The 26,267-nt window shown below is 58.8% G+C and carries 28 protein-coding genes and 1 pseudogene; 18 read left to right on the top strand and 11 right to left on the bottom strand.

Annotated elements, in window-relative coordinates:
- Positions 1–5: 5 nt before the first annotated feature.
- Positions 6–401 (bottom strand): annotated as a pseudogene (locus KUL77_RS04835) (transposase); the annotation flags it as partial.
- On the opposite strand from KUL77_RS04835, the gene KUL77_RS04830 reads away from it, so the two are divergent.
- Positions 401–904 (top strand): hypothetical protein, encoded by a 504-nt coding sequence (locus KUL77_RS04830; RefSeq protein ID WP_297144180.1) that lies wholly within the window; start codon positions 401–403, stop codon positions 902–904. The pseudogene KUL77_RS04835 and the gene KUL77_RS04830 overlap by 1 nt on opposite strands.
- A gap of 149 nt (positions 905–1,053) precedes the next feature.
- Here the strand turns inward: KUL77_RS04830 and KUL77_RS04825 are convergent, their stop codons facing one another.
- Complete coding sequence (locus KUL77_RS04825; protein WP_297144178.1) at positions 1,054–2,691, bottom strand: serine hydrolase; 1,638 nt, start codon at positions 2,689–2,691, stop codon at positions 1,054–1,056.
- 119 nt (positions 2,692–2,810) lie between these two features.
- Here KUL77_RS04825 and KUL77_RS04820 point away from each other — a divergent pair, with 119 nt between their 5' ends.
- The 5 genes from KUL77_RS04820 (at position 2,811) to dbpA (ending at position 7,868) form a co-directional block, all read left to right on the top strand.
- Positions 2,811–3,758, top strand: coding sequence for a DMT family transporter (locus tag KUL77_RS04820; protein WP_297144177.1), 948 nt, complete (start codon positions 2,811–2,813; stop codon positions 3,756–3,758).
- Between the two features lie 25 nt (positions 3,759–3,783).
- Complete coding sequence (locus tag KUL77_RS04815) at positions 3,784–4,002, top strand: RNA-binding S4 domain-containing protein (protein WP_297144176.1); 219 nt, start codon at positions 3,784–3,786, stop codon at positions 4,000–4,002.
- A 62-nt stretch (positions 4,003–4,064) separates the two neighbouring features.
- A complete protein-coding gene (locus tag KUL77_RS04810) occupies positions 4,065–4,616 on the top strand; it encodes a LemA family protein (protein WP_297144175.1) in 552 nt (183 codons plus the stop codon).
- Positions 4,613–6,439 (top strand): DUF2207 domain-containing protein, encoded by a 1,827-nt coding sequence (locus tag KUL77_RS04805; protein WP_297144174.1) that lies wholly within the window; start codon positions 4,613–4,615, stop codon positions 6,437–6,439. Before KUL77_RS04810 ends, KUL77_RS04805 begins: the two co-directional genes overlap by 4 nt.
- Before the next feature lie 43 nt (positions 6,440–6,482).
- Positions 6,483–7,868 carry an ATP-dependent RNA helicase DbpA gene (dbpA, locus tag KUL77_RS04800; RefSeq protein WP_297144173.1) on the top strand — a complete coding sequence of 462 codons (1,386 nt, stop codon included), beginning with the start codon at positions 6,483–6,485 and terminating at the stop codon, positions 7,866–7,868.
- A 16-nt stretch (positions 7,869–7,884) separates the two neighbouring features.
- Here the strand turns inward: dbpA and KUL77_RS04795 are convergent, their stop codons facing one another.
- Positions 7,885–8,976 (bottom strand): hypothetical protein, encoded by a 1,092-nt coding sequence (locus KUL77_RS04795; protein WP_297144172.1) that lies wholly within the window; start codon positions 8,974–8,976, stop codon positions 7,885–7,887.
- A 179-nt stretch (positions 8,977–9,155) separates the two neighbouring features.
- Here KUL77_RS04795 and KUL77_RS04790 point away from each other — a divergent pair, with 179 nt between their 5' ends.
- Both KUL77_RS04790 and lipA read left to right on the top strand, forming a co-directional pair.
- A complete protein-coding gene (locus KUL77_RS04790; RefSeq protein ID WP_297144171.1) occupies positions 9,156–9,641 on the top strand; it encodes an RcnB family protein in 486 nt (161 codons plus the stop codon).
- A gap of 122 nt (positions 9,642–9,763) precedes the next feature.
- On the top strand, positions 9,764–10,831 hold the full coding sequence (gene lipA / locus KUL77_RS04785) for a lipoyl synthase (protein WP_297144170.1): 1,068 nt from the start codon (positions 9,764–9,766) through the stop codon (positions 10,829–10,831).
- Between the two features lie 13 nt (positions 10,832–10,844).
- Here lipA and KUL77_RS04780 read toward each other — a convergent pair whose 3' ends face one another.
- Genes KUL77_RS04780 through ubiH form a run of 3 tightly spaced genes read right to left on the bottom strand, consistent with a single transcriptional unit; the run spans position 10,845 to position 13,526 of the window.
- Complete coding sequence (locus KUL77_RS04780) at positions 10,845–11,069, bottom strand: hypothetical protein (protein ID WP_297144169.1); 225 nt, start codon at positions 11,067–11,069, stop codon at positions 10,845–10,847.
- Between the two features lie 10 nt (positions 11,070–11,079).
- Positions 11,080–12,300 carry an FAD-dependent oxidoreductase gene (locus KUL77_RS04775; RefSeq protein ID WP_297144168.1) on the bottom strand — a complete coding sequence of 407 codons (1,221 nt, stop codon included), beginning with the start codon at positions 12,298–12,300 and terminating at the stop codon, positions 11,080–11,082.
- Complete coding sequence (ubiH, locus tag KUL77_RS04770; protein WP_297144167.1) at positions 12,297–13,526, bottom strand: 2-octaprenyl-6-methoxyphenyl hydroxylase; 1,230 nt, start codon at positions 13,524–13,526, stop codon at positions 12,297–12,299. Before ubiH ends, KUL77_RS04775 begins: the two co-directional genes overlap by 4 nt.
- A gap of 40 nt (positions 13,527–13,566) precedes the next feature.
- Here ubiH and KUL77_RS04765 point away from each other — a divergent pair, with 40 nt between their 5' ends.
- The 10 genes from KUL77_RS04765 (at position 13,567) to KUL77_RS04720 (ending at position 22,901) form a co-directional block, all read left to right on the top strand.
- Entirely contained in the window at positions 13,567–14,136 is a 570-nt protein-coding gene (locus KUL77_RS04765) for a DUF6580 family putative transport protein (RefSeq protein WP_297144166.1), read from the top strand.
- Positions 14,136–14,687, top strand: a complete 552-nt coding sequence (locus KUL77_RS04760; RefSeq protein ID WP_297144165.1) for a cob(I)yrinic acid a,c-diamide adenosyltransferase — start codon at positions 14,136–14,138, stop codon at positions 14,685–14,687. The genes KUL77_RS04765 and KUL77_RS04760 overlap by 1 nt, the downstream gene beginning before the upstream one ends.
- A 27-nt stretch (positions 14,688–14,714) precedes the next feature.
- A complete protein-coding gene (locus tag KUL77_RS04755) occupies positions 14,715–15,626 on the top strand; it encodes a histone deacetylase family protein (RefSeq protein ID WP_297144179.1) in 912 nt (303 codons plus the stop codon).
- Between the two features lie 91 nt (positions 15,627–15,717).
- On the top strand, positions 15,718–18,015 hold the full coding sequence (gene lptD, locus KUL77_RS04750; protein WP_297144164.1) for an LPS assembly protein LptD: 2,298 nt from the start codon (positions 15,718–15,720) through the stop codon (positions 18,013–18,015).
- Positions 18,012–19,424 (top strand): peptidylprolyl isomerase, encoded by a 1,413-nt coding sequence (locus KUL77_RS04745; protein ID WP_297144163.1) that lies wholly within the window; start codon positions 18,012–18,014, stop codon positions 19,422–19,424. Before lptD ends, KUL77_RS04745 begins: the two co-directional genes overlap by 4 nt.
- Positions 19,425–19,432: 8 nt before the next feature.
- A complete protein-coding gene (gene pdxA / locus KUL77_RS04740; RefSeq protein WP_297144162.1) occupies positions 19,433–20,416 on the top strand; it encodes a 4-hydroxythreonine-4-phosphate dehydrogenase PdxA in 984 nt (327 codons plus the stop codon).
- A complete protein-coding gene (locus KUL77_RS04735; protein WP_297144161.1) occupies positions 20,413–20,751 on the top strand; it encodes a tRNA-binding protein in 339 nt (112 codons plus the stop codon). The genes pdxA and KUL77_RS04735 overlap by 4 nt, the downstream gene beginning before the upstream one ends.
- Positions 20,748–21,569 carry a 16S rRNA (adenine(1518)-N(6)/adenine(1519)-N(6))-dimethyltransferase RsmA gene (gene rsmA / locus KUL77_RS04730; protein WP_297144160.1) on the top strand — a complete coding sequence of 274 codons (822 nt, stop codon included), beginning with the start codon at positions 20,748–20,750 and terminating at the stop codon, positions 21,567–21,569. Before KUL77_RS04735 ends, rsmA begins: the two co-directional genes overlap by 4 nt.
- Before the next feature lie 18 nt (positions 21,570–21,587).
- On the top strand, positions 21,588–21,968 hold the full coding sequence (gene apaG, locus KUL77_RS04725) for a Co2+/Mg2+ efflux protein ApaG (RefSeq protein ID WP_297144159.1): 381 nt from the start codon (positions 21,588–21,590) through the stop codon (positions 21,966–21,968).
- 9 nt (positions 21,969–21,977) lie between these two features.
- On the top strand, positions 21,978–22,901 hold the full coding sequence (locus KUL77_RS04720) for a symmetrical bis(5'-nucleosyl)-tetraphosphatase (RefSeq protein ID WP_297144158.1): 924 nt from the start codon (positions 21,978–21,980) through the stop codon (positions 22,899–22,901).
- Here KUL77_RS04720 and KUL77_RS04715 read toward each other — a convergent pair.
- Genes KUL77_RS04715 through KUL77_RS04695 form a run of 5 tightly spaced genes read right to left on the bottom strand, consistent with a single transcriptional unit; the run spans position 22,886 to position 26,228 of the window.
- On the bottom strand, positions 22,886–23,377 hold the full coding sequence (locus tag KUL77_RS04715; RefSeq protein WP_297144157.1) for a dihydrofolate reductase: 492 nt from the start codon (positions 23,375–23,377) through the stop codon (positions 22,886–22,888). The two genes, KUL77_RS04720 and KUL77_RS04715, sit on opposite strands and share 16 nt — an antisense overlap.
- A gap of 3 nt (positions 23,378–23,380) precedes the next feature.
- Positions 23,381–24,175 (bottom strand): thymidylate synthase, encoded by a 795-nt coding sequence (locus tag KUL77_RS04710; RefSeq protein ID WP_297144156.1) that lies wholly within the window; start codon positions 24,173–24,175, stop codon positions 23,381–23,383.
- Positions 24,175–25,056: a prolipoprotein diacylglyceryl transferase gene (gene lgt / locus KUL77_RS04705; protein ID WP_297144155.1), complete on the bottom strand. Its 882-nt coding sequence runs from the start codon at positions 25,054–25,056 to the stop codon at positions 24,175–24,177. Before lgt ends, KUL77_RS04710 begins: the two co-directional genes overlap by 1 nt.
- An 8-nt stretch (positions 25,057–25,064) precedes the next feature.
- Positions 25,065–25,814 (bottom strand): TerC family protein, encoded by a 750-nt coding sequence (locus tag KUL77_RS04700; protein ID WP_297144154.1) that lies wholly within the window; start codon positions 25,812–25,814, stop codon positions 25,065–25,067.
- 33 nt (positions 25,815–25,847) lie between these two features.
- Positions 25,848–26,228, bottom strand: a complete 381-nt coding sequence (locus tag KUL77_RS04695) for a diacylglycerol kinase (RefSeq protein WP_297144153.1) — start codon at positions 26,226–26,228, stop codon at positions 25,848–25,850.
- Between the last annotated feature and the right edge of the window lie 39 nt (positions 26,229–26,267).

Genomic DNA, 26,267 nt, shown 5'->3' with positions numbered 1-26,267 from the left:
CCTGATTAGCACGAACCCTCAGCAACGAATATTGGCGCATCACGCAAAGCTGCCTCCGAGCACGGTTTAGTTTGAACAACGGCTTGCAGCAAGCACGGCACAAGTGCTTTCAGATCAAACCGCCGGTTGAAGCGCCATGCTGCCTCAGCAAGATAGCGCTCAGCATACTTGAAGAACTTGAATGCGTGATACGCTCCATCCAGCGAACGCTTCAAGTTCGACAACACCACATTAACCCAACGCAAACTTGGGCTTTCGCAGCGTTCACGCCCTTCTCCACGCACCACAGTGTGCGCTTGCGCCAGCTCCGCCGCTCGAAATGCGGCAAGTCCGTCACTATACACATCGGCCCCCACTACGACACGCGCTTCAAGCCATTGAGCAAGTGCCGACTTCGTGAATGCTGAAATTGACCGGCCTTGAAATTTCCATGCAAGCACCCACGGGATTTTCCTATGCTGCAGAGAGTAAACTATCAAATCGTTACGATGACACGCAATGCATCGAGTTTTACTTCAAGAAACGCAAACTTGCGGCTGGCTTCCTATGTTCATCGACAGACGCTGAATTTTTAGCTGATTTTGGCATCTCCACAGAAGCAGCGAATAAATCTTCTGCCATGGACAAAAGCGATTCACTCAAAGTCAGCACGCCGATGTCGTCTTATGACATGGTGCCGATTGAAATAAACAGCCACACACTTTTCTCAACTGACGTCGACTGCGATGAGGCTAATGGCTCTATTTATAGAGCAACATCTACCTGCAATGTGGCGATCATGAGGTTGCACAACGGGCGATTCCTGTACAGCAATTTCGTACTTGAAAACCACACCGAGTCATCCCGTCGCATTAAGAATATCGACATACTGCACCTATGGAGAAGCTTCAAAATTTCAGAATAATCCAATAGTGCATCGATCTTTCTCACACTCTATTTTTTACCCTAGCCTCAGGCCCTCGGGCAATCCCCACTTTTAACTACCGTCAAAGCGGGGGGATTACCGTACGCATCCAGCAATCCGGCGATGAAAGAAGACTCCAGCGTAGATGACTAGCGTACCGGCACCAACCGCAGGTCTTGAAAGTCGAAACTGAAATCGGTTAACGGTGACACCGGCTGCATGCGCAGTTCACGGATGTTGCCGTCGGGGTCAAGAGCGAAATTGATAAACGCATCGGCGTTTAGGCCGCGGTCGCGCCAGCGCACGATGAACGTGTCGTGCTGCCAGTGTTCGATATCCCCCAGCAGTTCGGCCGTTTTACTGAACTGCAATTCCAAACCTTTTGCACCTTGGCGAATAATGACATCGCCGTACCACGGGTCGCGGTAGGTGTTGGCGTATTTTGCGAGGGCAAGAGAAGGTTTGCTGTTTGCGTCACGCGCGGCGAGGTGTTTCTGCCAGCTTTCGTCGGCATTGCCTTGGGACCTTGCCACCGCAGCAGCGTAACCTTTTAGCCAGTCATGGCCGCTATGGCCCAGCATCATGTCTAGCGCCTCATACGTGATCGCGTTGAATGCCGCGCCCACTTCCGCGCTCGTCAGCACCACAACACCAACACCCTTCCCCGGCACTAGGGTTAGGCGCGACACTTGCCCCGGCCAACCACCGGTATGCCATACCAAGCGGTCACCTAAATAATCGGAAAGCTGCCAGCCTTGGCCATAGCCGGAAAAATTCGATGCCGCATCTGCCAGTTCGGGAATGGGCGATTTCCCGGTGGGGATGGGTGTCAGTACCGACCACATTTCGCGCTGACGCTGAGTGCTAAATAGCCGTTTTGCACTCTCTCCACTTCCTGCATACACGCCACCTGCGAGCTGCGCGTTCATCCATTTAGTAAGATCGTGCACGCTGGAATAGATGCCACCTGCACCCGAGACATTGCGCCAACTGGTCACACCCACTGGGCGCAAATCTTTAAAGTCAAACTTGGCATTACCCACCGCGACGTTATCACCGGGCTTTAGATCATCGCTGTTGTAACGCGTTTCCGTCATCCCCAGCGGGTTCCAAATACGCGTCTGCATGAACTGTTTGAACGACATCCCCGATGCCGCTTCCACCACCAACCCCGCCACCCCAAACAAGATGTTGTCGTAGGCGTACTGCTCGCGAAATCCGCCTGTGAGCGGTACATCTTTCAAGCGCTCCGCCACTTCGCGGGTGCTGTAAGTCGTGGTGGGCCAATACAGCAGATCACCCGCCCCAAGACTTAACCCGCTGCGATGAGCCAAGAGATCACGGATGCGCATTTCGCGCGTCACATAGGCATCACTCATGCGGAACCACGGCAGGTGATCGATCACGCGATCGGTGGTTTTTAGCTTGCCATCGTCTTGCAGGATATTGAGCGAAGCTGCGGTAAAGGCTTTGGTATTGGAAGCGATGGCAAACATCGTGTGGGCATCCACCTTGGCCGCTTTGCCCAACTCGCGCACACCGTAGCCGCGCTCCATCACAACCTTGCCGTCCTTCACGATGGCCACGGCCACGCCCGGAACATCAAACTGCTTTTGCACTGATTCCACATAGGCATCGAACTTGGCTAAGCGCGCCGCATCTGGCAGCGGTGCGGCTAGTGGTGCCAGCGTATCGTCAACGCGAACAGGTGGCGCGTGCTGCGCCAGCGCTGGGGTTGCGGCACCTAACGTCAAGACCAAGGCAAGAGCAAGCGGGGCAAAACGCATGATGGGAACTCTCAGCGATCGAAAACGCAGAGTATGCCTGCTAATACCTCCGCAAGGATGCCCCATCGGTCATATTAAAATCACCCGCGCCTCACCGCAGAACCCGTGATAATAGGCTGATGCATTCATCTGATACCACCCGCGCGCTTTGGCAGATCCATTTCTGTGTTTTGCTTTGGGGCTTTACCGCGATCCTTGGCAAGCTCATCACACTACCGGCGCTACCGCTGGTTTGGTGGCGCATGTTGCTGGTTGCTGTGGCATTGGCATTGCTTCCCAAGGTTTGGCGGGGGCTCGCGACAATGTCGGTGCGCACACGCCTTGCTTATACGGGCATCGGCGCTCTGGTTGCGTTGCATTGGCTGACGTTTTACGGGGCAATCAAACTTTCAAACGCATCGGTAGCCGCTACCTGCATGGCCTTCGCCACACCTATGACGGCGCTACTGGAACCCCTGCTCACGCGCCAACGCTTTCGCCTCGGTGATTTTGCACTTGGGCTCGCATCGCTACCCGGAATTTGGCTTGTCGTCGGCGGTGTTCCAGCGGGGATGCATACCGGTATCTTAGTTGGCGTCATCTCGGCCTTTTTCGTGGCGCTGTTTGGCTCTCTCAATAAGCGCATGGTTGACGGAAGCGACCCACTTACCGTTACCGCGTTAGAACTTGGTGCAGGCGCGCTCACGCTTACTCTTCTCGCTCCGGCCATCCCACTCCTTGCGCCCTCTTTCGGCGACACTTTACTGGTGCTCCCCGAAGGCATGGACATTCTTTGGCTGCTTGTTCTAGCGCTCGCCTGCACGCTATTACCCTATGCCCTGTATCTCGTTGCTTTGCGCCATCTTTCCGCATTTACCGCACAGCTTTCGGTCAACCTAGAGCCCATTTATGCCATCTTTCTTGCTGCACTCTTATTCCAAGAGCAGCAGGATTTGCATGTACGCTTTTACATCGGCGTCGCTATTATTTTGATCGTGGTCTTTGCCCAAGGCCTCCTAGCCAGCCGACGTAAACCGGCGCATGCCGAGCTAGCCGGCATCAGCGAAGCGCACCAGATTGCCGAATAACCCCAAGCCCACCCAACACATCCCCATGAATACCATCGCATTCGACCTTGATCGCGAATATATCGAACTCAATCAACTACTCAAACTTGCCGGACTTTGCGACTCTGGCGGCGCAGGGAAGCAACTTGTTGCCAGCGGCGACGTGCTTGTCGATGGCGCGGTAGAACTGCGCAAAACTGCCAAAATTCGTGCGGGACAAACGGTTGTATTGGGGAGCAACAAAATCTGTCTGCGCGCCTGCTAATACAGGCAGCGTCCATATCTCGCCCAATTTGGCGTATTTCATTCAAGTAACGGGGAATTTGCATGACGTTTGCGCTACTGGCTGCCGCTCTAGGCATTGCATTCTGGGCAATAGCCGCCTACAACCGGCTGGTGCGCCTGCGCAACCAATACCACACGGCTTGGGCCGATATCGGTGTGCAGCTGCAGCGCCGTCACAATCTTGTACCGCGCCTTGTTGAAGTAACCAAGGGCTATGCCGCCCACGAGCGCGCCACGCTCATCGCCGTCACAGAGCTGCGCGCACAGGCGCTTACTGCAAAGGGTGCATCACAGCAAGGGCAGACCGAAGCAGCGCTTGAACAAGCGTTAGGAAAATTACTGCTCCTGCGTGAAAGTTATCCTGACTTAAAAGCCAATGAGAACTTCTCACAGCTTTCGGCTTCACTAGTAGAGGTTGAAGAACATCTGCAATACGCGCGCCGCTTTTACAACGGCGCCGTGCGTGACTACAACAACGGCATTCAGCGCTTTCCTGCACTCATCATCGCAATTATTTTCGCCTTTAAGCAGACCGATTTTTTTCAAGCAGAGCACGACAGCACAACGGCGCCCGACATCAGGATTTCATCATGAAAATCTTGTCTGTTTTATTTTTTATCCTCTGCTCGCTGTGCTGTGCGCCTACGCTTGCACAGACCACATCTGAATCACAGGATATCCATGTTGACCTGAGCCACATCAAAGACCCGCAGGAGCTTGAGCGCCGCATCCAAGAGCTCGTTTCGGCAACGGGAGAAAGCATCCTTAATTACGACATCAACGTCACCGTTAACAAAGACAGTACGTTAGATGTTGAAGAAACCATCCGCGTGCATGCCACGGGGCTGCAAATTCGTCGCGGTATCTATCGCGGCTTCCCAACACGTTACAAAGACCGCTACGGCAACAATGTCGTTGTGGGCTTTAGCGTTCAATCTTTACTGCGCGATGGCAAGCCCGAGCCTTGGTTTACCGAAACCAAGTCCAATGGCGTACGTGTGAACTTCGGCAACGATGATTTTCTGCCTGTCCCGGCGAACTACACCTACACCCTGCGCTACACCACCAACCGCCAAATTGGCTTCTTCAAAGATCATGACGAGCTGTATTGGAACGCGATTGGCACAGGTTGGGATTTTGCCATTCAGCAGGGGCAAGTGACTGTGCGCCTTCCGCACGCTGTGCCGATCAACGAAATGCGGGCAGAAGGCTATACCGGCACCCAAGGCGCTATCGCTCAAAATTTCACTGCGCGCCTACCCACTCCCGGCGAAGCACAGTGGACACTCACCCAGTCGCTACAGCCACGGCAGGGGCTCACGATCGTTCTCAGTTTTCCCAAAGGGATTTTGACGGAACCCACTACCGAGCAAAAGCTGCATTGGTTCCTCAATGACAACCGCGGCGTTGGTATTGGGCTTGGCGGGCTACTTTTGATCTTTATCTATCTCTACAGCAGATGGCGAAAGGTAGGAGTTGACCCAGACCCAGGCATCATCATCACGCGTTATGACCCACCGGAAGGCTTTTCTCCTGCGGCGCTTCGCTTTATCCAAAAACGCAACATCAGCGCCGCCTGCTTTACCGCCGATATCTTAGAGCTTGCGGTAAAAGGCTTGGTAACGATCAAAAGTGAGAAAAAAGTTCTAGGCAATTACAGCTGGACACTAGAACGCACCTCTTCTGAAGCCGATAGCGACTTACCCACTTCTCAGCGGGCGCTGCTGGAAGAATTGTTTGAAAACAGCCCCACACTTGCTGTTACCCCGGAAAACCGGGCGCGATTCATGAGTGCGAAGCTGACTCAGTTCAAGGTGCTTGAGAAGGCCTATAACGGCCGCATGTTCAAAAATAACAGCGCTGCTGCAGGCTGGGCGCTGCTATTTTGCATCGGGGTTATGGTTGCGGCGTTTTATCTTTCTGGCGGCGCTGGCATCGCGGCACTTGTTGTGATCTGCATCGTAATGCTGGTGATGATCATTACCTTCACGTTCCTACTTGCCGCCCCCACGTTAGAAGGGCGCAAGATACTGGATTACATTGAAGGTTTTAAGCGTTATCTCAGTGTCGCCGAACGCGACGAGCTTGCCAAACTACAAGGGCCGGGCACCCCTCCTATGCTGGATGCTCAGCGCTATGAGGCGCTTCTGCCCTATGCCGTTGCGCTTGACGTTGAAGGTGCATGGACAGAGAAATTTACCCTCGCCGTGGGTGAAGCACAGGCGCAGCAGACTGCGAACATGATGACGTGGTATCGCGGCAGCGCAATGAGTAGCCTCACCCAATTCAGCAGCAGTCTCAGCAGCTTCAACTCATCGATCGCGTCGGCCTCCACGCCCCCCGGAAGCAGTTCGGGAGGCGGTGGTGGTGGCTCTTCCGGAGGTGGCGGTGGGGGAGGTGGTGGGGGCGGGCGTTGACGCTTCCATTTTGCCGTTCAGCCAAGAACTGCGATCATAGGCGATGACTACGCCGATCCAGTTCTCCGATCTCGCCCTCTCGCCCCTGCTGCTGCCCGGTCTGGACGCACTGGGCTACCACGTGCTGACGCCAATTCAGGAGCAGGCGCTACCCGCCATTCTTGATGGCCGCGACGTGATTGCTCAGGCCCCTACTGGAAGCGGCAAAACCGCTGCGTTTGGCCTTGGTTTATTGCGCAATATCGACGTTGCCGCTGCGCGTCCGCAGGCTTTGGTGCTCTGCCCCACTCGTGAGTTGGCCGATCAAGTTGGCCAGCAGCTGCGCAAACTCGCCACGGGCATTCCCAACTTAAAATTGTCGGTACTCTGTGGCGGCATCCCGCTGGCACCGCAGTTAGCTTCGCTGGCCCAGCATGCACCGCAGGTGGTTGTAGGCACGCCCGGACGAATTTTAGAACTCATGCAGAAAGATGCGCTCGATCTGCGCGATCTGCGCACACTGGTGCTGGACGAAGCCGACCGCATGCTTGATATGGGTTTCGACGAGCCAATTCGCGCTATCGTTAAACGCACGCCCAAAGAGCGGCAAACGCTGCTCTTTTCGGCCACCTTCCCAGAAGCGATCCGCACACTGGCGCAGACCATGCTGCGCGATCCGCTCGAAATTAGCGTAGGTGGGGGCGCACAACCTGCCGCGATTACGTCGCATTTTTTTACGGCTGATCCCGCACGCCGCGTGCAGCAACTCGCCGCGCTATTACTGCAGTTCAACCCTGACTCGGCTGTGGTGTTTTGCAATATGCGCAAAGACGCCGATGAGGTTGCAGGCTCGCTCGCGCATTACGGCTTCAGCGCACTGGCCCTGCACGGAGACATGGAGCAGCGTGATCGCGATGAAGTTTTAGTGCGCTTTGCCAATCGCAGCTGCAACGTGTTGGTGGCCAGCGACGTGGCCGCGCGCGGGTTGGATATCGATGACATCGGCGCGGTGGTCAATTTCGAGCTTCCCAGTGATGCCGATACCTATCTGCACCGCATTGGCCGCACCGGCCGCGCTGGCCGCAGCGGACTTGCACTTAGCCTAGTGGCGGAAAAAGAACTTGACCGTCTCGCCATGATCGAACAGCAGCAAAACGGCGCAATCAAGCGAGAACACATTCACCCACTCGAAGGCCGGCCGCGTGGCGTGCCGCAAGCACCAATGGCGACTTTGCGTATTGACGCAGGCCGCACCGATAAACTCCGCCCAGGCGATATCGTGGGCGCGCTCACCGGTGAGGCCGGACTGGCCAAGGAGGCGGTGGGCAAGATCGCCACCTTCCCTACCCGCAGCTATGTCGCGATCACTCGCAAACAGGCGTCACAAGCCTTGGAAAAACTGCGGTCAGGCAAAATCAAGGGCCGTAGGTTCCGTATCCACCTACTCTAAACAGTCGCTGATTCGGTTATGGATGAGCCGTTTTTTCCGCCTGCGCTGGCTTGGCCTCAGCTGCTGTTTGCTCAGCCTCCAAAGGCTCCTCCTCACGCGGCATCAAAATCGCGCCATCCAATTCGGCCATGGGGCTTTCCACCGGACAGGCCGGGTCGGGGAAACCAAACTTCGCGCGCAAGCTCAAACCGCAGGCATTGATATCGGCCACGTCTTGGTGCTGCTCGTCGGCGGGTGCAACACAGCTTTGCTCATAGGCGTGGCGGAATGCGTCACGCCGCTGTAAAAACTTGATCCCGCAGCGGCGCGCTAAGCGAATACGGTCGAGGTCATCTTCTACCGCATTCGCGCCGGAAAGACCGAAGTTCTCCAGCTCTTCGTCGGTCAAAATGCGCAACGTGCGATTGGGCACCGTGGTCATCAAGTCATAGACTTCAATCGACGCGCCGTTCCGCTCCAAATAATTACGCAGCTCATCGCTCAGCTTACGCAATTCCTCACCCAATTCTTTGCGTGATGTGGCCGTGGATTTCACCCGAATCATGCGATGAATGCCCACTGGCCCCACGATCACCCGCATATCCCCAGCCGCAAGCAACAGCACGCAGGCACTATGGCAAACGGAATCACCGCGCACCCAGATCGTCCAATCATTCTCGCCAATCGCATCGCCCGCACGCATGGCGGCTTCAACGCTACCACCGGCAGAATCGATATCTAAAATGCGTTTGCCAATACCAAGATCACCGGCCACCTTGCCCGCACGCTCGGCAAGCGCGGCAAAACTTGCAGTGACTTTCCCCTTGTAACGAAGCCGCACCAGACCCGTTGCCCGGCAATCTTGCATCGCCGTGCGTAGGTCGAGATAGAGCAGCGACAACACCGGCTTCCCGTCACCAGCCAGATAATCCGCCGTGCAGTCGATAGAGGCATCGCCTGCCTCCAAACGAATGGGTGACCAATCGATTTCCGCCTGCTGTTTGCGCTGCACCATCGGCTCCTGCGGCGCAATATCGGCGGCATTGGCGCTGGTCTGAGTAGCCTCAGGCGCACGGCTACAGGCCGCGATCAAGCAGAACAGTGCGAGGAAAAACCAGCGAAACGGCATGAGCGAGGCAATTTAAAGGGGTTTACAAAGTCTAGACTGCAAGCCCGCCTTAACGCAAAAGCAACTAGCAGCTGAATCTAGATTTCACTTATGGAGAATCTTCATGCTGGTGTTCAGCAAGCCCGCACTAGTCTCAAACCTGCGGCACAGGGATCAACCATCACAAAGGGCACTTCATAATGAAAACACTACTTCGCGGTTTCGTTTGCGCACTTGCTCTGTTTTCACTCGCTGGGGTTACGGTCGCTGCGCCGCATGATGACGATCATTCCCACAAGCGCCGCGTTGTCTATGTTGACAACGGTCGCTATTACGCAGACCAGCACTGGAACCGTGATCAAGCATGGCAGCGCCAGCAGCGCGAGGAACTGCGCCGCCGCGCGGAATGGCAGCACCAACGTGATAGCGAATGGCAATACCGACAGGAAGCCGAGCTTCGTCGGCGCGCAGACGCACAACGCTATAACGACTGGCGCTACGCACGTAGTAATCGCAATCACTGGCAGCGCGGTCACCGCTATCATGGCCCCACCTATGTGGTGCGCGACTACCGTCACTATCACCTGCGTACCCCCCCGCGCGGCCAGCACTGGGTGCGCGCCGACAACCGCTACCTACTTGTTGCAATCGCCACCGGCATCATCATGGATATTGCCACTCGTTAAACCCCAACCCCCGGCCCAAACCGGGGGTTTTGTTTCACCCGGGCATTTTTTGACGTGAGCCATCGGGCAAGCTCCAGTACAATGGCCCTGCGCGAATGTTCCGCGTGCCGGTTGGCCCCTACATGAGCAGCTCATCCAATTCCGCCCGTCCACATTCGGGCAGCAAGGTTGTTACCCCACAGGGCACCGTTGCCGTCTTAGACGGCATCAAGCCCAATGCGCTAAATGTCATCCCTGATGCAGGCCCGAAGCCGCCGTGGCTGCGTGTGCGCCTGCCAAGTGGTGCGAAGTATCAGGAAGTGCTGGATATTGTGCGATCGCACAAATTATCCACCGTGTGCTACGAATCCAAATGCCCCAATATCGCCGAATGCTGGGAGCGCGGCACCGCCACGCTGATGCTGATGGGGTCGGTGTGCACCCGCGCCTGCAAGTTCTGCTCGGTCAACACCGGCAACCCCAACGGCTGGCTGGACCCGCTGGAGCCTGCGCATGTGGCCGATGCAGTGCGTTTGATGGGCCTCAAGTATGTCGTACTCACCTCGGTGGACCGCGATGACCTGAAAGACCTCGGTGCCGGCCACTATGCCAATTGCATCAAAGCCATCCACCTCACCATGCCAGAGACTGCGGTGGAAGCGCTGACGCCCGACTTCCAAGGTGTGCACGCGCATATTGCTACCGTGCTTGATGCGGGGCTGGCCACGTTCGCGCAGAATCTTGAAACCGTAAAGCGCTTGACCCACCCCGTGCGCGACCCGCGTGCAGGCTACGAGCAAACGCTCGACGTATTGAAGTTCGCCAAAAGCTACGACCCGAATGTAGTCACCAAAACCAGCCTGATGCTGGGCCTTGGTGAAACCGATGATGAGATCGAGCAGGCGCTAGATGATATGCGTGCGTCCAACGTCGATGTGGTGACAATGGGCCAGTACATGCGCCCCACCAAGAACCATCTGCCGGTGGAACGTTTTGTGAGCCCAGAAAAGTTCCACGAATACCGCGAACTTGCACTATCGAAGGGCTTTTTGGAAGCCGTCTCCGGGCCACTGGTGCGTTCTAGCTACCGCGCCGAACGTGTGCTGGATCAAGACAACGTCGGCCTAGATTCGACGCAGGCCCAGAAGCGAGAAGCAGTGCTTGCCGCTATTCGCGAATCCGCCGTTACTATGCAGTCACTGCGCTGTTAAGCAGTTGCTGTACTCAACCGCCGCCCCACTCGGCGGCGGTTTCTAGCAGTTCACATAGCGCGGCTTCATCAAGCGCATAGAGCTGCTGTTCTGCTTCAGCCAGTGTCTCAGCAGCAAGCACTTGCTGACGAATGCCATCACCATGCACGGGGCTAAATAGCAGCACCGTGCTGCCATAAGAGGCGTTCAAAATTGCCGCCTGCCAACGCTGCCCCTGCTTGTCTTCAAAGGTTCGCATCGTTACTCCTTTATGCTTTTTCAGTGGCTTTCGGTGCGTGTATGCCACCACCGTTCGAGTGCTGCCACAACAAACGCTGCAGTGGCAGCAACCGCCCTGCTAGGCCTAGCGCGTGACCACGCAACAGACTGGGCAACAGCGCGTCATTACTAAATGCGCAATTGATAGCTTCAAAGCTATACGCGCCTAATGCATTGTCGCTGCGCCGCGTGCGCGCCCAGCGCGCGAGCTGCGCGGACGATAGCGTCCGTCCTGTACGCAGCAGTGTTTGTAGCCCGGCCACATCGCGCAGCCCAAGGTTGACACCCTGTCCCGCCAGCGGATGCACCGCGTGTGCGGCATCGCCCACCAACAGCAGACGCTGCTTGTATTGGGTTTTTGCAAGCTGCCGCCGCAACGGAAACGCCGCTCGTGAAGACTGCAACTGCAGCGCGCCTAATTCACCACCCAAGGCGTGCGCAAGCTCGCGTTTAAACTGCTCTTCCGGCGCATCGAGGAGCCTCTGCGCTTCCGCATTTGGCAGCGTCCATACGATCGAGCCTAACCGCCCTTGTAATGCAGCTTCGCCATCGTCATTAAATGGCAATAACGCTACCGGCCCAGTCGGTAGAAACCGCTGCCAGCAGCTTGCTTGATGCGGGTGCTCGCTGCGCACAAACGCCACTACGCCACGTTGCTCATAATCGTGCGTTGACACCGCAATACCCGCAAGCTGGCGCAGCTTGGACTGCGCGCCATCGGCGGCCACCACCAACCCAGCTTCCAGCGATATTCCGTCATCTAGCCCTAAGCGAACGCCGCTTTCGTCTTGCTCCAGTGTTTCGATTTTTGCAGGGCAATACAGCCTCACGTTTGCTTCGCGTAGCGCTTGCCAGAGACGGTCAATCAGCAGGTTGTTTTCGATGATCCAACCCAACTGCGGCTGCGCCAGCGTATCTGCATCAAACACCAATGGCGCACCACCGCCTGCATCCCATACCTGCATCCGCCGGTAAGCTTGCACCCGCGCGCGCGTGATGGCCTCCCACACACCTAATTGTTCCAGCAGCGCCGCGTTGTCGGGTGCAATCGCAAAGACGCGCAGGTCGCGCACCTCGCGCTGCCAAGCAACCGGGGCGCGCGGATCTACCAGCGCCACTTTCTGCCCGGCGCGTGCCAGCAACAGCGCACAGGCAGCGCCCACAACGCCACCTCCGGCGATCACAGCATCTAAACCATTCCGCCTGCTCATCGCGCACCTCGACTTAGCGCTGGAACATCACCGCGATAGCCCATCGCGCCACCCGCCAACCAGCCCTGCAGCCAGCCTAGGCTATCGCAGGCCAATAGCCCTGCACTGCGCAGCGGCCGCAACAGCGGCGCTGGGTTACTGGTAAGTTTCACAAGCCCGTCTGAAAACGCCAGCGTGCGCTGGCGATCCTCCGCCCGGCGCGCGCAGTAGCGTGTCAGCAATGCGGCCTCACCCGGATCTTCCGGCCGCTGAGCAATACATTCTGCCAAGGTCAACGCATCGCGCAGGCCAAGATTGAACCCTTGCGCCCCTAATGGATGGATTGACTGCGCCGCATTGCCCACCAGCACTGCACGCGGCGCGCTAAGCGCTTCTGCGACACAGCCGATCAAGGGGTAACTACTGCGCGGCCCAACCTCCAAAAAGCGCCCGGCACGCCAACCAAAAATGTCTTGCACACGCGCTAAAAAATTCACATCACTCAATGCGCCAATGCGCTCAGCCTCATCACGCGCCACTCCGTGCACCAGCCCGTAATAACCGTCGCCGCGCGGCAGCAGCGCCGTTGGGCCGTGATCGGTTAAGCGTTCGTAGGCGTTCCCCTCGGGCGCACGCTGCGCGCGCAAGCGCGCTACAAACAGCGTTTGTGCGTAATCGTGCGTCATTTCAGCAATATTGAGTGCAGCACGCACCGCGCTACGCGCACCATCGGCCGCCACAACCAACCTTGCCCCCACACTGCGCTGGCCGCTGGCCTCGGCAATATGCACGCGGCGCCAAGCGCCATCACTTTCATCTAGCCCCACAAACGTCGCCGGGCGGTAGCGGGTTAAGCGCTGCAGTTGCGAAAGGCGCGCTTCAAGGGCTTCGCCAAAATCACGCGCCACCACAACCCGACCAAACTCACTGCGCCCATGTGCCGCTGCGTTTAAGCGTACGCGGCCAAAATCGCCAGCCCGGCTGATATGAATAGTGCGAATAGCACCCGTCGGCTGCTGCATCAGCGGCAGCACCCCTAGCGCCGTCAGCGCGTGCACCGTGGCCTCGGCAAAGCTGAGGTTGCGCTGGTCAAATACCGGCGGCAACGCACCTGCGGGTGCGGCTTCCACCATTCCCACATCCAAACCTAAAGGCGCTAGCGCTATTGCAAGGCTAGCCCCCACCAAGCCCCCACCCACGATTAAAACATCGTGCTGGGGCATTTTTGCGGCGTCTTCATCATGCATTGCGTTATGCTAACGGCTTCGCAGACCGGATGTTCACCCCATGACACTCCCACGTTCCCTGATTTCCGCCGGCCCGCTGACGCTTGCAGCCCTAATTTTTGCCGCTGCACTGACCCGCGTCCTGCCGCACCCGCCGAATTTTTCCCCCATCGAAGCCGTTGCCCTGTTTGGTGGCGCTTATTTCGCCAAACGCCAATGGGCGCTGGTTGTGCCGTTGCTGGCCATGTTCGCCTCCGACCTTGTCTTGGGCTTGGTCAATGGCGGCATTTACTGGAGCTATTTCGCCAGTGCGGGCTATCTGATGGTCTACGCCTGCATTGCGCTTTCCACGGTGTTGGGCTTTGGCCTGCGCGGCAAAGTCGGCGCTGGCCGCGTGCTGGGCTATTCCTTGGCTGGTTCGCTGCTGTTCTTCATCCTCACCAATTTTGGCGTCTGGGCGTTCGGCAGCATGTACCCGCATAACGGCGCTGGCCTTGTTGCGGCGTATGTGGCCGGTATCCCCTTCTTCCAATGGACAGTGCTGAGCACGCTGCTGTACTCGGCCGTGCTGTTTGGCGGTTTTGAGCTGCTGCGCCGCCAGAACCCGGCCCTGCGCGCGCAGACCGCGTAATGGGTAACCGGCTCAGTAAGATCTACACCCGCACCGGTGACGATGGCAGCACCGGGCTGGGCGACGGCTCGCGCGTGGGTAAAGACTCAGCGCGCGTTGAAGCCTACGGCACGGTCGATGAAGCCAACTGCTGCATCGGCCTGTTGCTTGCTACCGAGATGCCCGACGACGTGCGTGCGCTGCTGGTTCGTATTCAGCACCAGCTGTTCGATCTCGGTGGCGAGCTGTGCATCCCCGGCCACGCAGCGATTTTTGATGCCGATATTGAAACGCTGGAACACCAGCTGGATCAGTTCAACGAAGGCCTTCCGCCGCTCAAAGAGTTCATTCTCCCTGGTGGCGGCGAGGCCTCGGCGCGCTGTCATATCGCACGCACCGTGGTGCGCCGCGCCGAGCGTGCAACGGTTGCGCTGGCGCGGTTAGAAACCATTCGCCCACAGTCGCAGCACTATCTCAACCGCCTGTCTGACTTGCTGTTTGTGTTGGGCCGTGTGCTGGCCCGCGCCAGTGGTCACGGCGAAGTGCTGTGGAACCACGAGCGCCGCAAATAAGGCGCCCTGCTTGGTACGGCCGCTGTGATTCAGGTTTACACCCACCCGGCCTGCCTCGCGCATGAAACCGGGCCGGGCCACCCTGAACGCCCAGGCCGTCTCAACAGCGTGCTGCGTGCGCTGGAAAACGCCCACCCCACTATCGACTGGCAGCAGGCTCCACGCGCCAGCCGTGGGCAACTGCTCCGCGTGCATAGCGAGCAGCAGCTCGAACAAGTACTGGAGCACCCGCCCGTAGAACTCACCCTGCTCGACGCCGATACCGTGCTTTCTCCGGGATCTGCGGAGGCTGCGCTGCACGCGGCCGGTGCTGGCATTGCGGCAGTGAACGCGGTGATGACCCAACGCACCGAGCGCGCGTTTTGCGCGGTGCGCCCCCCCGGCCACCACGCCACCCAAAACAGGGCGATGGGGTTTTGCTTATTCAACAATATCGCCATTGCCGCCTGCCACGCGATCGACGTGTATGGGCTGGAACGCATCGCCATTGCCGATTTTGACGTTCATCACGGCAACGGCACCCAAGCCATTTTTGAACACGAGCCGCGCGTACTATTTGCCAGCTCGCACCAATGGCAGCTTTTCCCCGACAGCGGCGCACGCAGCGAAACCGGCTGCGGCAATATCTTCAACGATCCGCTCCCCGAAGGCAGCGGCAGCACCGTCTTCCGGGCCAGCTGGAGTGAGCGCCTGCTGCCCGCAATCCGCGCATTCAAACCCCAACTTCTGCTCATTTCCGCCGGTTTCGACGCGCACGCGCGCGACCCATTGGCGGGGCTCAAGCTGGAAGCCAATGACTATTACTGGATCACCCGCCAACTCTGCGAGATCGCCGACATATACTGCAGCGGGCGGATTATTTCGATGTTGGAAGGCGGGTACGACCTCGTCGCGCTGGCCGAAAGCAGCGTTGCCCACGTCGATGCCCTCTGTATTTAAGGCCTTTTCCGTGTTGCTGAACTGTCAAGGTTTGCCGCTACCTTCCACTTCCGGCAAGCTATCCCCCCGTTTCCCTGTTTTCGGATCGCCCGTGCGCCTTGCCCTGCGCCTGCTCCCTCTTTCCCTTGCCATCACCGCGAGCCTGTCGGCGCTGGCGGCTGAGGACAAACCGCACAACTGGGCACTGTGCCCTATTGAAGAAACCGTCCCCGCGTTTGCTGACGCGTTTCAGGCGCCACAGGGGCTGAACGTTCACCCCGCAGACCAGCCTACCGACATCGAAGGCGACGACCTTGGCGGGACCGACGCCAATCCCATTTTCAAAGGCAATGTCACCATGCGCCGCGGCGCGCAGTTCATGGGTGCCGATCAGCTAACGTTCGATAAAGAAAAAGGCCGCTATACGGCCGAAGGCAGCGTGCGCTACCAAGCCTCTGGGCTGCGCCTGCTGGCCTCGCATGCGGAAGGCGATCAACAAGCCGACAGCCACAGCATGCGTGACCTCAAGTATCAACTGCTAGAGCGCCGCGGCAACGGCCAAGCCAGTCGCCTAGAGATGGTCGGGGATATTGGTCACCTGTATGGCGCCACCTATTCCACCTGCCCAACCCAAGACCGCCATTGGGAATTGAGCGCCAACCAAATCGAGCTCAATACCGATACGGGTATGGCGATCGCACGCGGCGCAAAACTCAAGTTTGGCAAGGTGCCGGTGCTGTACCTGCCGTGGTTTATGTTCCCCACCAATGACCAACGCCGCACGGGGCTGCTGTTTCCCTCGATCTCCAATTCCTCGCGCAATGGGTTTGACTGGAAGCAGCCGATCTACCTAAACCTTGCGCCCAATTACGATGCCACGCTTAGCCCGCGCATCATGACCAACCGTGGCATCTCGCTGGATGCGCAATTTCGCTATCTGCTTGAAAATGGCGACGGTGTTTTAGATACATCGTGGATGCCCAACGACAAACTACGCGACCGTAGCCGTAGTGCGCTGCACTTCGCTGCGCAGCATGGACTGACTTCGCACTGGCAGGCGCGCGCCAACCTCAATTGGATTAGCGACCCACGCTACTACGAAGATTTCACCAACAGCATCGACGGGCTGGCGCAATACAATGCCTACAGCGCTGTAGGCGTGTACGGGCGCGGCAGCCATTGGAGCGCGGGAATCAGTGCCGATCATTGGCAGCTAGCCGACTACACCTTGAGCGATGCGATCTTGCCGTACGACCGCCTGCCACGCGCCTATTTGAGCTGGGACAGCAAGCTCGTTGGCCAACTGCAGGCCGGGATCGACGCGGAAGCGGTGCGCTTTCACCACCCGGTCTATGCCGCAGGCTCCCGCCTTGACCTAAAGCCATGGCTCAGCCTGCCACTGGAAGGCGATGCTTGGTTTATCCGCCCCACGCTTGCTTGGCGACAGACCGGCTACTCACTCGAACACGCGCTTGGGCAGACCCTAGGCACCAACTCCCCCAGCCGTGGCACATCGATTTTCAGCTTCGATAGCGGGCTGGTTTTCGACCGCGAAACCCGGATCAAAAACAAAGATTATCTACAGACGATCGAGCCGCGCCTGTTCTATCTGAACGTGCCTTACACCGACCAAACCGATATGCCGGTGTTCGACACCCAGCCGATGACCTTCAGCTGGGGCCAGTTGTTCCGTGATAACCGCTATTCCGGTGCCGACCGTCAGGCCGACGCCAACCAGCTAACACTGGCCGTGAGCACCCGCACCATTCGCCAGTCCGACGGCCGGGAACGTTTTTCGGCGAGCGCGGGTCAAATCCGCTACTTCCGTGAATCGAAGGTGCATTTGCCCAATGAACCAATTATTGAGCGTGGCCGCTCCGCTTGGGTGGCCGACACCAGCTACGCCCCTACCGACCGCTGGACCTTTGGCGCTTCCTACCAATGGGATCCGCAGTTCAAACGCGCCGATCTCGCCAGCGTACGCGCCCGCTACCTGTTGCCCGAAGACGGTGTCTTTAACCTTTCCTACCGCTACCGCCGGCAACAGCTAGAGCAGGTAGACATGTCCTTCCTCTACCCGCTCAACCCCAGCTGGAGCCTTGTGGCGCGCGAATACTATTCGATCCGCGACCGCAAAACTTTAGAAGGCATCGCGGGTGTGCAGTGGGATAGCTGCTGCGTGGCGGTTCGCCTCGTCGGCAGACGCTATGTGCATAATCGCGCTGGTGATATCGGCAACTCGATCATGCTGGAAATTGAGCTGAAAGGCTTGGGTTCCGCTGGTCAAGACACCAAACGTGCCTTGCGCCGCTCGATCCTCGGCTACAATCGCGATGATCTGTATCTGGTCCCGCCACAAACGGCTTCGGGCCAACCTCCTTCATCAGACACGACTTCTAATCGCCCATGACGCTTTCCCGCTCCCGCCTGCTGCTTGTCGCCCTCCTGCCCATTCTCCTGCACACAGGATATGCGCTGGCGCAATCAGACACATCCCTACAGCCGGTAGATCGCATCGCTGCGGTTGCCAACGAAGACGTGATTCTGCGCAGCGAGCTAGATCGCGCCATCGCCAATATCCGTAACCAGTACGCGGGGCATGAAAACCAGCTTCCGCCCGCCAATGTGCTGGAAAAGCAGGTGCTGGAGCGCCTGATCCTGCAGCGCTTGCAGCTAGCGCGCGCCGCCGATATCGGCATTACTGCCACCGACGAAGACCTTGAGCGCGCCGTACAGGGCGTGGCCCAGCAAAACAATATGAGCGTCGATCAGCTACGCGCCCGCCTCACCCAAGATGGCATGACGTTTACTGATTTCCGCAACAATCTGCGCGATGAAATCATCACCCAGAAGCTGCGCCAGAGCTTTGCCCAAGGCCGCATCAACGTCACCGAAGGCGAGGTGGACGCCGCACTGGCCAATAATGCCGCTGCGGCTGGGCAGCAGTTCCATCTTGCGCATATTTTGGTGGGCACCCCCGACGCCCCCACACCCGAGCAGCTGGCCACCGCGCAAAAGAAGATTGAAGGCGTGAAGAGCCTCGTCGATCGCGGCGAAATGACGTTCTCCGCAGCCGCAGTGCGCTACTCCGATAGCCCCAACGCGCTGGAAGGCGGCGACCTTGGCTGGCGTGGTCTGAACGAAATTCCTCCGGCGTTTGCCGCCGCCATCCAGCAGATGCACGATGGCGATGTGATCGGCCCGATCCGCGGCCCCAGCGGTTTCCAGTTACTGCAATTAGTGGGCAAGCGCACCCAAGCGGCCGACAGTGGCAACAAAGTCACCCAGTTCTCGGCCCGTCAAATCTTGATCAAGATTGATGACAAAACCAACGATGCGGCGGCAAAAGCCAAGGCCGATACGCTGGCTGCGCGCCTCGCAGGTGGAGCCGATTTCACCAAGCTCGCTAGCGAAAACTCCGACGATGTCACCACCCGCCGCCGCGGTGGTGACCTCGGCTGGTTCAGCGCCGACACCTACGGCACCACCTTTGGCATGCAGATCGCCTCACTTGCCGACGGCCAAACCTCGGCCCCGTTCAAAACCGATGCGGGCTGGGTGATCGTGCAACGCAGCGGAACACGCGAAATTGCCGCCGGTGATGAAAACCTGCGCGGTCAGGTGCGTGAAACCATCGGCCGCCGCAAACTGGAAGAAGAGTGGGATCGCTTCCTACGCGAAACCCGTGGTGAGGCCTATGTGGACATCCGCGACGCGGAAGGTAAATCCACCCAGCAGTTACCCGAAACCGAGAAGGCCAAGCCCAAGATGACTCCGGTTGACGTCCACCCGGAGGGAAGCCGCGCCGCCGGCTTCTGACCCTGAGCGTGACACCTCCGCGCACCCGGCTTGCGCTTGTCCCCGGCGAGCCTGCGGGCGTTGGCCCCGAGCTTGTAGTACAGGCCGCGCAGCGCGACTGGGCGGCGGATCTCGTTGTCTATGGTGATGGCGCCAGCCTGCAGCGCGCGGCCAACCGGCTTGGCCTCCCCCTCGCACTGCACCCCCTCGGACAGGCGCCCCTGCACCCGCGCAGCCTAGCGCTGGTGGATATTCCAACGCCCATCGCGGCCACACCGGGCCAGCCAGAGCCTGCCAACGCCGCCGCTGTCATTGCATCGCTCACCGAGGCCGCGCAGGCCTGTCTCGACGGCCAGCTTGATGGCATCGTCACCGGCCCCGTACACAAAGCGGTGATCAACGAAGGCGGCATCGCCTATACCGGCACCACCGGCCTACTCGCCGAACAAGCGGGCTGCGATGTGGTGATGATGCTCGCCAACCCCATCGTGCGGGTAGCGCTGCAAACCGTGCACATTCCGCTACGTGCGGTGGCCGACCGCATAACCGCAGACGACCTCCGTCGCACCCTTCGCACCGTGCATCACGCGCTGCACGCGCAGTTCGGCATTGCCACCCCCACCATCGCCGTACTCGGTCTGAACCCGCATGCGGGGGAAGACGGGCATCTTGGCCATGAAGAGCGCGACATCATCATTCCCGCGCTCGCCGAACTGCGCGCGCAGGGAATGCAGCTGGTTGGCCCACTTCCCGCCGATACCGCCTTCTTGCCCGACAAGCTGCGCGGCTTCGACGCGGTGCTGGCGATGTACCACGACCAAGGCCTACCGGTGCTCAAGCACGCCGACTTTGCCAACGCAGTGAACATCACCCTAGGCCTGCCCTATCCGCGTGTAGCGGTCGATCACGGCACCGCGCTGGATATTGCAGGAACAGGCATTGCCGACCCTTCCAGCCTGTTCTCCGCGATCCATACTTGCACCACACTCGCCCAACGCCGCCATACGCCATGAGCACCATTCAATTTGACGATTTTCTGAAAGTCGAGCTGCGTGTTGGCCGCATTCTTTCGGCTGAACCGTTGCCGCAGGCGCGTAACCCTGCCTATATTCTGCACGTGGATTTCGGCCCAGAATACGGCGTACGTAAATCCAGCGCACAGATTACCGCGCACTATTCCCCCGATAATTTGGTTGGCCGCTTGGTTGTGGCCGTGCTGAACTTTCCTCCCAAACAAATTGGGCCGATCATGTCGGAATGCCTCGTCACCGGCTTTCACGACGCCAATGGCGCAGTGGCGCTCTGCGTGCCCGATCTTGATGTCCCGCTGGGAACACGTTTGCTATGAGTACAGGCTTCACCGAACCGGCCAAGAAGCATTTAGGCCAAAACTTTTTGCACGAAAAAGGCGTTATCGACAAAATCGTGCAGGCGATCAACCCGCAGCCGGGTGATGCCATCGTTGAAATCGGCCCCGGCCAAGGTGCGCTAACCTTTCCGCTGCTCAAGCGCCACGGCGCATTGACGGCAATTGAATTCGACCGCGACCTGCACACACCGCTACAAGCGGCGGCGCGCGCGCACGGCCAGCTAAAGCTGATCGAAGGCGACGTATTGGGGGTCAATTTCAGCACGCTTGCCGCTGAACTTGCGCCCAGCGAAGGCAAGATTCGCCTCGTAGGCAACCTGCCTTACAACCTCAGCTCACCCATCTTGTTTCACGCACTCGATCATGCCGCGTGCATCCGCGACATGCACTTTATGCTGCAAAAAGAAGTGGTTGAACGCATGGCCGCAGAGCCCGGCAGCAAAGTCTATGGCCGCCTCTCGGTGATGTTGCAAGCGTACTGCAGCGTCACTCCGCTGTTTGTTGTGCCGCCCGGCGCGTTCCGTCCCGCACCCAAGGTCGATTCGGCGGTGGTGCGGCTGGTTCCAAAACCTACGCAGCAGGTCCTTGTTAGCGATCACACGCGCTTCGCCCACGTTGTGCGCGCGGCCTTCGGCCAGCGCCGCAAAACCCTGCGCAATGCGCTCAATGGTGTGGCCGATTCTGCTGCCATTGAAGCCGCAGGGCTGCGCCCAGACGCACGCGCCGAGCAAATCGCCGTGGCTGACTTTGTGCATTTAGCAAATCTTCTTACCGCAAATGAGCCTGCAGGCGGCTAGCCCGGCTAGAATGCACGTATGAGCAACAACGATTACCAATTCGACGTCGCGGTGGTGTCGCACTTCTTAGACGAGGAATCCTCGCCCGAAGAAAGCCGCTATGTCTTCGCTTACACCATTCAGATTCGCAATCAGGGCAAAGTCCCCGCGCGCCTGCTGAGCCGTTACTGGCTGATTACCGACGGCAACGGCAAGATTCGCGAAGTCCAAGGTGAAGGCGTGGTGGGCGAACAGCCGTGGCTGCGCCCCGGCGAAGGCTTTGAATACACTTCGGGGGCTGTGCTGGAAACCGATATCGGCACCATGTGCGGAAGTTACGACATGCTGGCCGACGACGGCACTCAGTTTGCCGCGCCCATTCCGCAGTTCACCCTATCCATCCCGCGCACCCTGCACTAGGATCGAGAGATGGCAGTTTGGGCAATCGGCGACCTGCAGGGGTGCTACGACGTCACCCAGCGGTTGCTGGAGAAAATTCGCTTTGATCCCGCCGTGGATCGCCTGTGGTTTTGTGGCGATCTCGTCAACCGCGGCGGGCAATCGGTTGAAACGCTGCGCCTCGTGCATTCGCTGCGTGATGTCAGCAACGTAGTGCTGGGCAATCATGATCTATCGCTGCTGGCGGTGGCCGAACGCAGCGCCGACGAAAAGCGCCGCGTCAATCCAGACCTTCAGGGCGTGCTGTTTGCCGATGACGCCCACGAGCTACTCACGTGGCTGCGCACGCGCCCACTGGTGCACGCCGACCGTCAGCTAGGCTGGATGATGGTACACGCGGGGCTGGCGCCGAAATGGACCACCCAACTTGCAGAAAAACACGCGCGCGAAGTGGAAGCCCGGCTGCACGGCGACAACTACCGCAAGCTGCTGAAAAATATGTATGGCGATGGCCCGGAGTGGTCGCCGCGCCTCGGCGGGATCGAGCGCGAACGCGCCATCATCAATATCTTTACCCGCATGCGCTATTGCAGTCCGCGCGGCCGCATTGCGTTCGATCATAAAGGTGCGCCTGGCACACAACCGCCCGGCCTGTACCCGTGGTTCTCCGTACCTGGCCATGCTGCCCGTGACCTTAAAATTGTCTGCGGCCATTGGAGCACGCTGGGGCTGTTTATTGGCCACGGCGTCCACGCGATCGACACCGGGGCCGTGTGGAGCGGCAAACTCACTGCGCTCCAGCTCGACGGCGAACACCTCAATTTTGTGCAGGTTCCCGGCCGTGACGTTCCCGCACCCACACCGAAGCAGCGCCCGGCCAAGCCCAAACACCCGCACCCGCATGGCCACCGTCGGCACGGCGACACACGTCCAAACGATCAGCCTCGTTCGTAATCCACAAAGTCGAACGCAAACGCGTGTGTCGCATCGGCGGGATGCGCTACACGCGTCCGCTCGCACCACGCATGGCCATCAAACTGCGGGAAAAACGCATCCGCACCTTCTACCACCGTATCCACATGGGTAAGGTAGAGCCGCGTTGCAACGGCGAGCGTCAGCGCATACACCTCGCCGCCGCCGATCACGCACAGCTCAGGCCCGTCGCTCTGTGCCAGCGCGAGCGCAGCATCCAGCGAGGCCACCGGCTCCATCCCCGCAAACGGCACCTCACCGCTGCGCGTCAGCACCAGATTACGTCGCTTCGGCAGCGCGCGGCCCAGTGACTGCGCAGTTTTGCGCCCCATCAGCACCGGCTTGCCCAGCGTCAGTGCTTTGAAGTGCTTCAGGTCATCGGGCAAATGCCACGGTAATGCGTTGCCCTTGCCGATGGCGAAGTGACGATCCAGTGCGGCAATCAGCGAGACCTGCATGGCTTACACCGCCACCGGAGCCTTGATCGCGGGGTAGGGATCGTAGCCGTCGATCGCGATATCTTCAAAACGAAAACCCAATACGTCTTGCACGTTAGGGTTCAAGCGCAGCGTAGGTAACGCACGCGGCGTGCGCATTAGCTGTTCGCGTGCCTGCTCAAAATGATTGGAATACAAATGCGCATCACCCAGCGTGTGCACAAAATCGCCCACACCCAGCCCGCAGACCTGCGCCACCATATGCGTTAGTAGTGCGTAGCTGGCGATATTGAATGGCACGCCAAGGAAAATATCGCCGCTGCGTTGATACAGCTGACAACTCAGCTTGCCATCGGCCACATAAAACTGAAACAAGCTATGGCAGGGCATCAGCGCCATCTGCGGCAGATCCGCCACGTTCCATGCCGACACGATCAAACGCCGCGAATCAGGGTTGCGCTTGATCTCGTCGATCACCCACTGGATTTGGTCGAAGGTCTCCCCATTCGCGCCTTCCCAGCTGCGCCACTGCTTGCCATATACCGGGCCAAGCTCGCCGTTGGCATCGGCCCACTCGTCCCAAATACTAACGTTATGGGCTTTGAGATAGGCGATATTGGTACTGCCCTGCAAGAACCACAGCAGCTCGTGGATGATCGAGCGCAGGTGCAATTTTTTGGTGGTCACCAGCGGAAAGCCCTGCGCCAAATCGAAGCGCATCTGCCAGCCAAACACGCTGCGGGTACCGGTGCCGGTGCGGTCTGCCTTCTCGGTGCCGTGTTCTAACACATGCCGCAGCAGTTCAAGATATTGCTGCATCAGCGCGCTTCCGGCTGCAGGGTAGGTGCACTGCGCGATTTCCACAGCCAAAACAGCCCCAGCAGAATCAGCGGCGTACTGAGCACTTGCCCCATCGTCAGCCAGCCAAAAGCGAGATAGCCCAGCTGCGCATCGGGTTCACGCACAAACTCCACTAAAAAGCGGAAGCAGCCGTACAGCAGCGCAAACAGACCTGACACCGCATAGCGCGGGCGCGGCGTGCGCGAATACCAAACCAGCACGCAAAACATCACCAAGCCTTCCAGCGCGGCCTGATACAGCTGTGACGGGTGCCGCGCAAATGCGTTTAGTGCGCCGCTTTCGAAATAGCTGCGCAAGGTGGCAGCATCCATCGACGCGAACGGCTCTGGCAGTGCACGCGGGAAGATCACGCCCCAACCATCAAACAGCGTGCCTTGGGTCTGCTTGCCCCACAACTCGCCGCCGATGTAATTGCCAAGGCGACCAAACCCAAGCCCTGCAGGCACCAGCGGAGCGATGAAATCGACCGTGTCGAAGAAGTGCAGCTTTTGCCTGCGTGACCACCAGCCAATGGCGATCAGCACGCCCAGCAGGCCACCGTGGAAGCTCATCCCGCCTTCCCACACACGAAACAGCAGCAGCGGGTTGTGAACAAACTCGCCAAAGCTATAAAACAGCATGTAGCCGATGCGCCCGCCCAACACGACGCCAAGCATGGCGTAAAACATCAGGTCACCGAACGCGTTATCACTCACTCCCGGCAAGCGCCCCGCGCGCACGCGGCGGGTACCCAACCACCACGCCACGGCAAAGCCCAGCAGGTACATCAAACCGTACCAGTGGACTTGGAGCGGCCCCAGTGACACCGCAACCGGATTGATGTGATGAAGAATCGGCATTGGCTATCTCACCACTCGCCCGTGCCGGGTACTTTATGCGCCTGCGCTTTGCGCCGCATCAGCAGATTCAGCCATTCCACCATCACCGAGAAGCCCATGGCGAAATAGATGTAGGGCTTGGCCACGTGGACTTCAAAACCATCCAGCACCAGCACTGCGCCCACTAGCAAGATAAAGGCCAGCGCCAGCATCTTCACCGTTGGGTTGGCGTCGATGAACGTACCCAGCGGGTTAGCCGCCAGCAGCATGATGGCGACGGCCGCCAAAATTGCGAAGACCATAATCGGCACATGCTCGGCGATACCCACGGCGGTAATCACCGAGTCCAGTGAGAACACGATGTCGATCACCGCGATCTGCGCAATGACCATGCCAAAGGCGGCAGATGCTTTGGTGGTACGCGGGTCTTCGTCTTCTCCGCCATTGATCAGGTCGCGTATTTCCATCGTGCCCTTAATCAGCAAGAACAAGCCACCGATAATCAGCACAAGGTCGCGGATGGAAATGCCCATGCCGCCAATCACAAATAGGTCTTTGTGCATGCGCGCCAAGTGCGCCAAGGTCACCAGCAGCAGGATGCGGGTGACACAGGCCACCGCGATACCCAGTTTGCGTGCCAGCGGACGCTGGTGCTCCGGCAAGCGCCCCACGGCAATGGAAATAAAGACTAGGTTGTCGATCCCTAGCACAATTTCAAGTGCGCTCAGCGTTACCAAAGTTAGCCAAGCGTCGGGTGAAGCAAGAAAACTCAGATCCATTTCAGTCTCGTCGATACACGCGTTATGCGTGGATTACAGCCAGCGCGGAAGTAACAATACCGCCCACACCAGCACCACATTCATCATCAGCATAAATACTGCCGCTGATCCCATATCTTTGGCACGCCCGACTAATTCGTGGCGCTCGTTGCCAAAGCGTTCCACCACCGCTTCCATGGACGAGTTCATCAATTCCATCGCCATCACCAGCAGGCAGCTGCCGATCAGCAGCACGCGCTCAACGCCGGTGCCCCCCAGATACCAGCCTAACGGGCCCAGTACGAGGAACAGGCAAACCTCTAAGCGAAACGACGATTCATGCAACCAAGCGGCACGCAGCCCCTGCAGCGACCAGCGCGCCGCACGCAGCACGCCCATCGGCCCGCGCGGGGTATGTCCGTACAAATCAGCCATGCCCAAGCACTCGGCAACGGGGCGGCAAAGGGGCTACGT

The sequence above is a fragment of the Thermomonas sp. genome, from assembly GCF_019104945.1.
Taxonomy (GTDB): Bacteria; Pseudomonadota; Gammaproteobacteria; order Xanthomonadales; family Xanthomonadaceae; genus Thermomonas.
Note: the sequence above shows the minus strand (reverse complement) of the source record. Positions and strands in the feature narration are given on the sequence as shown.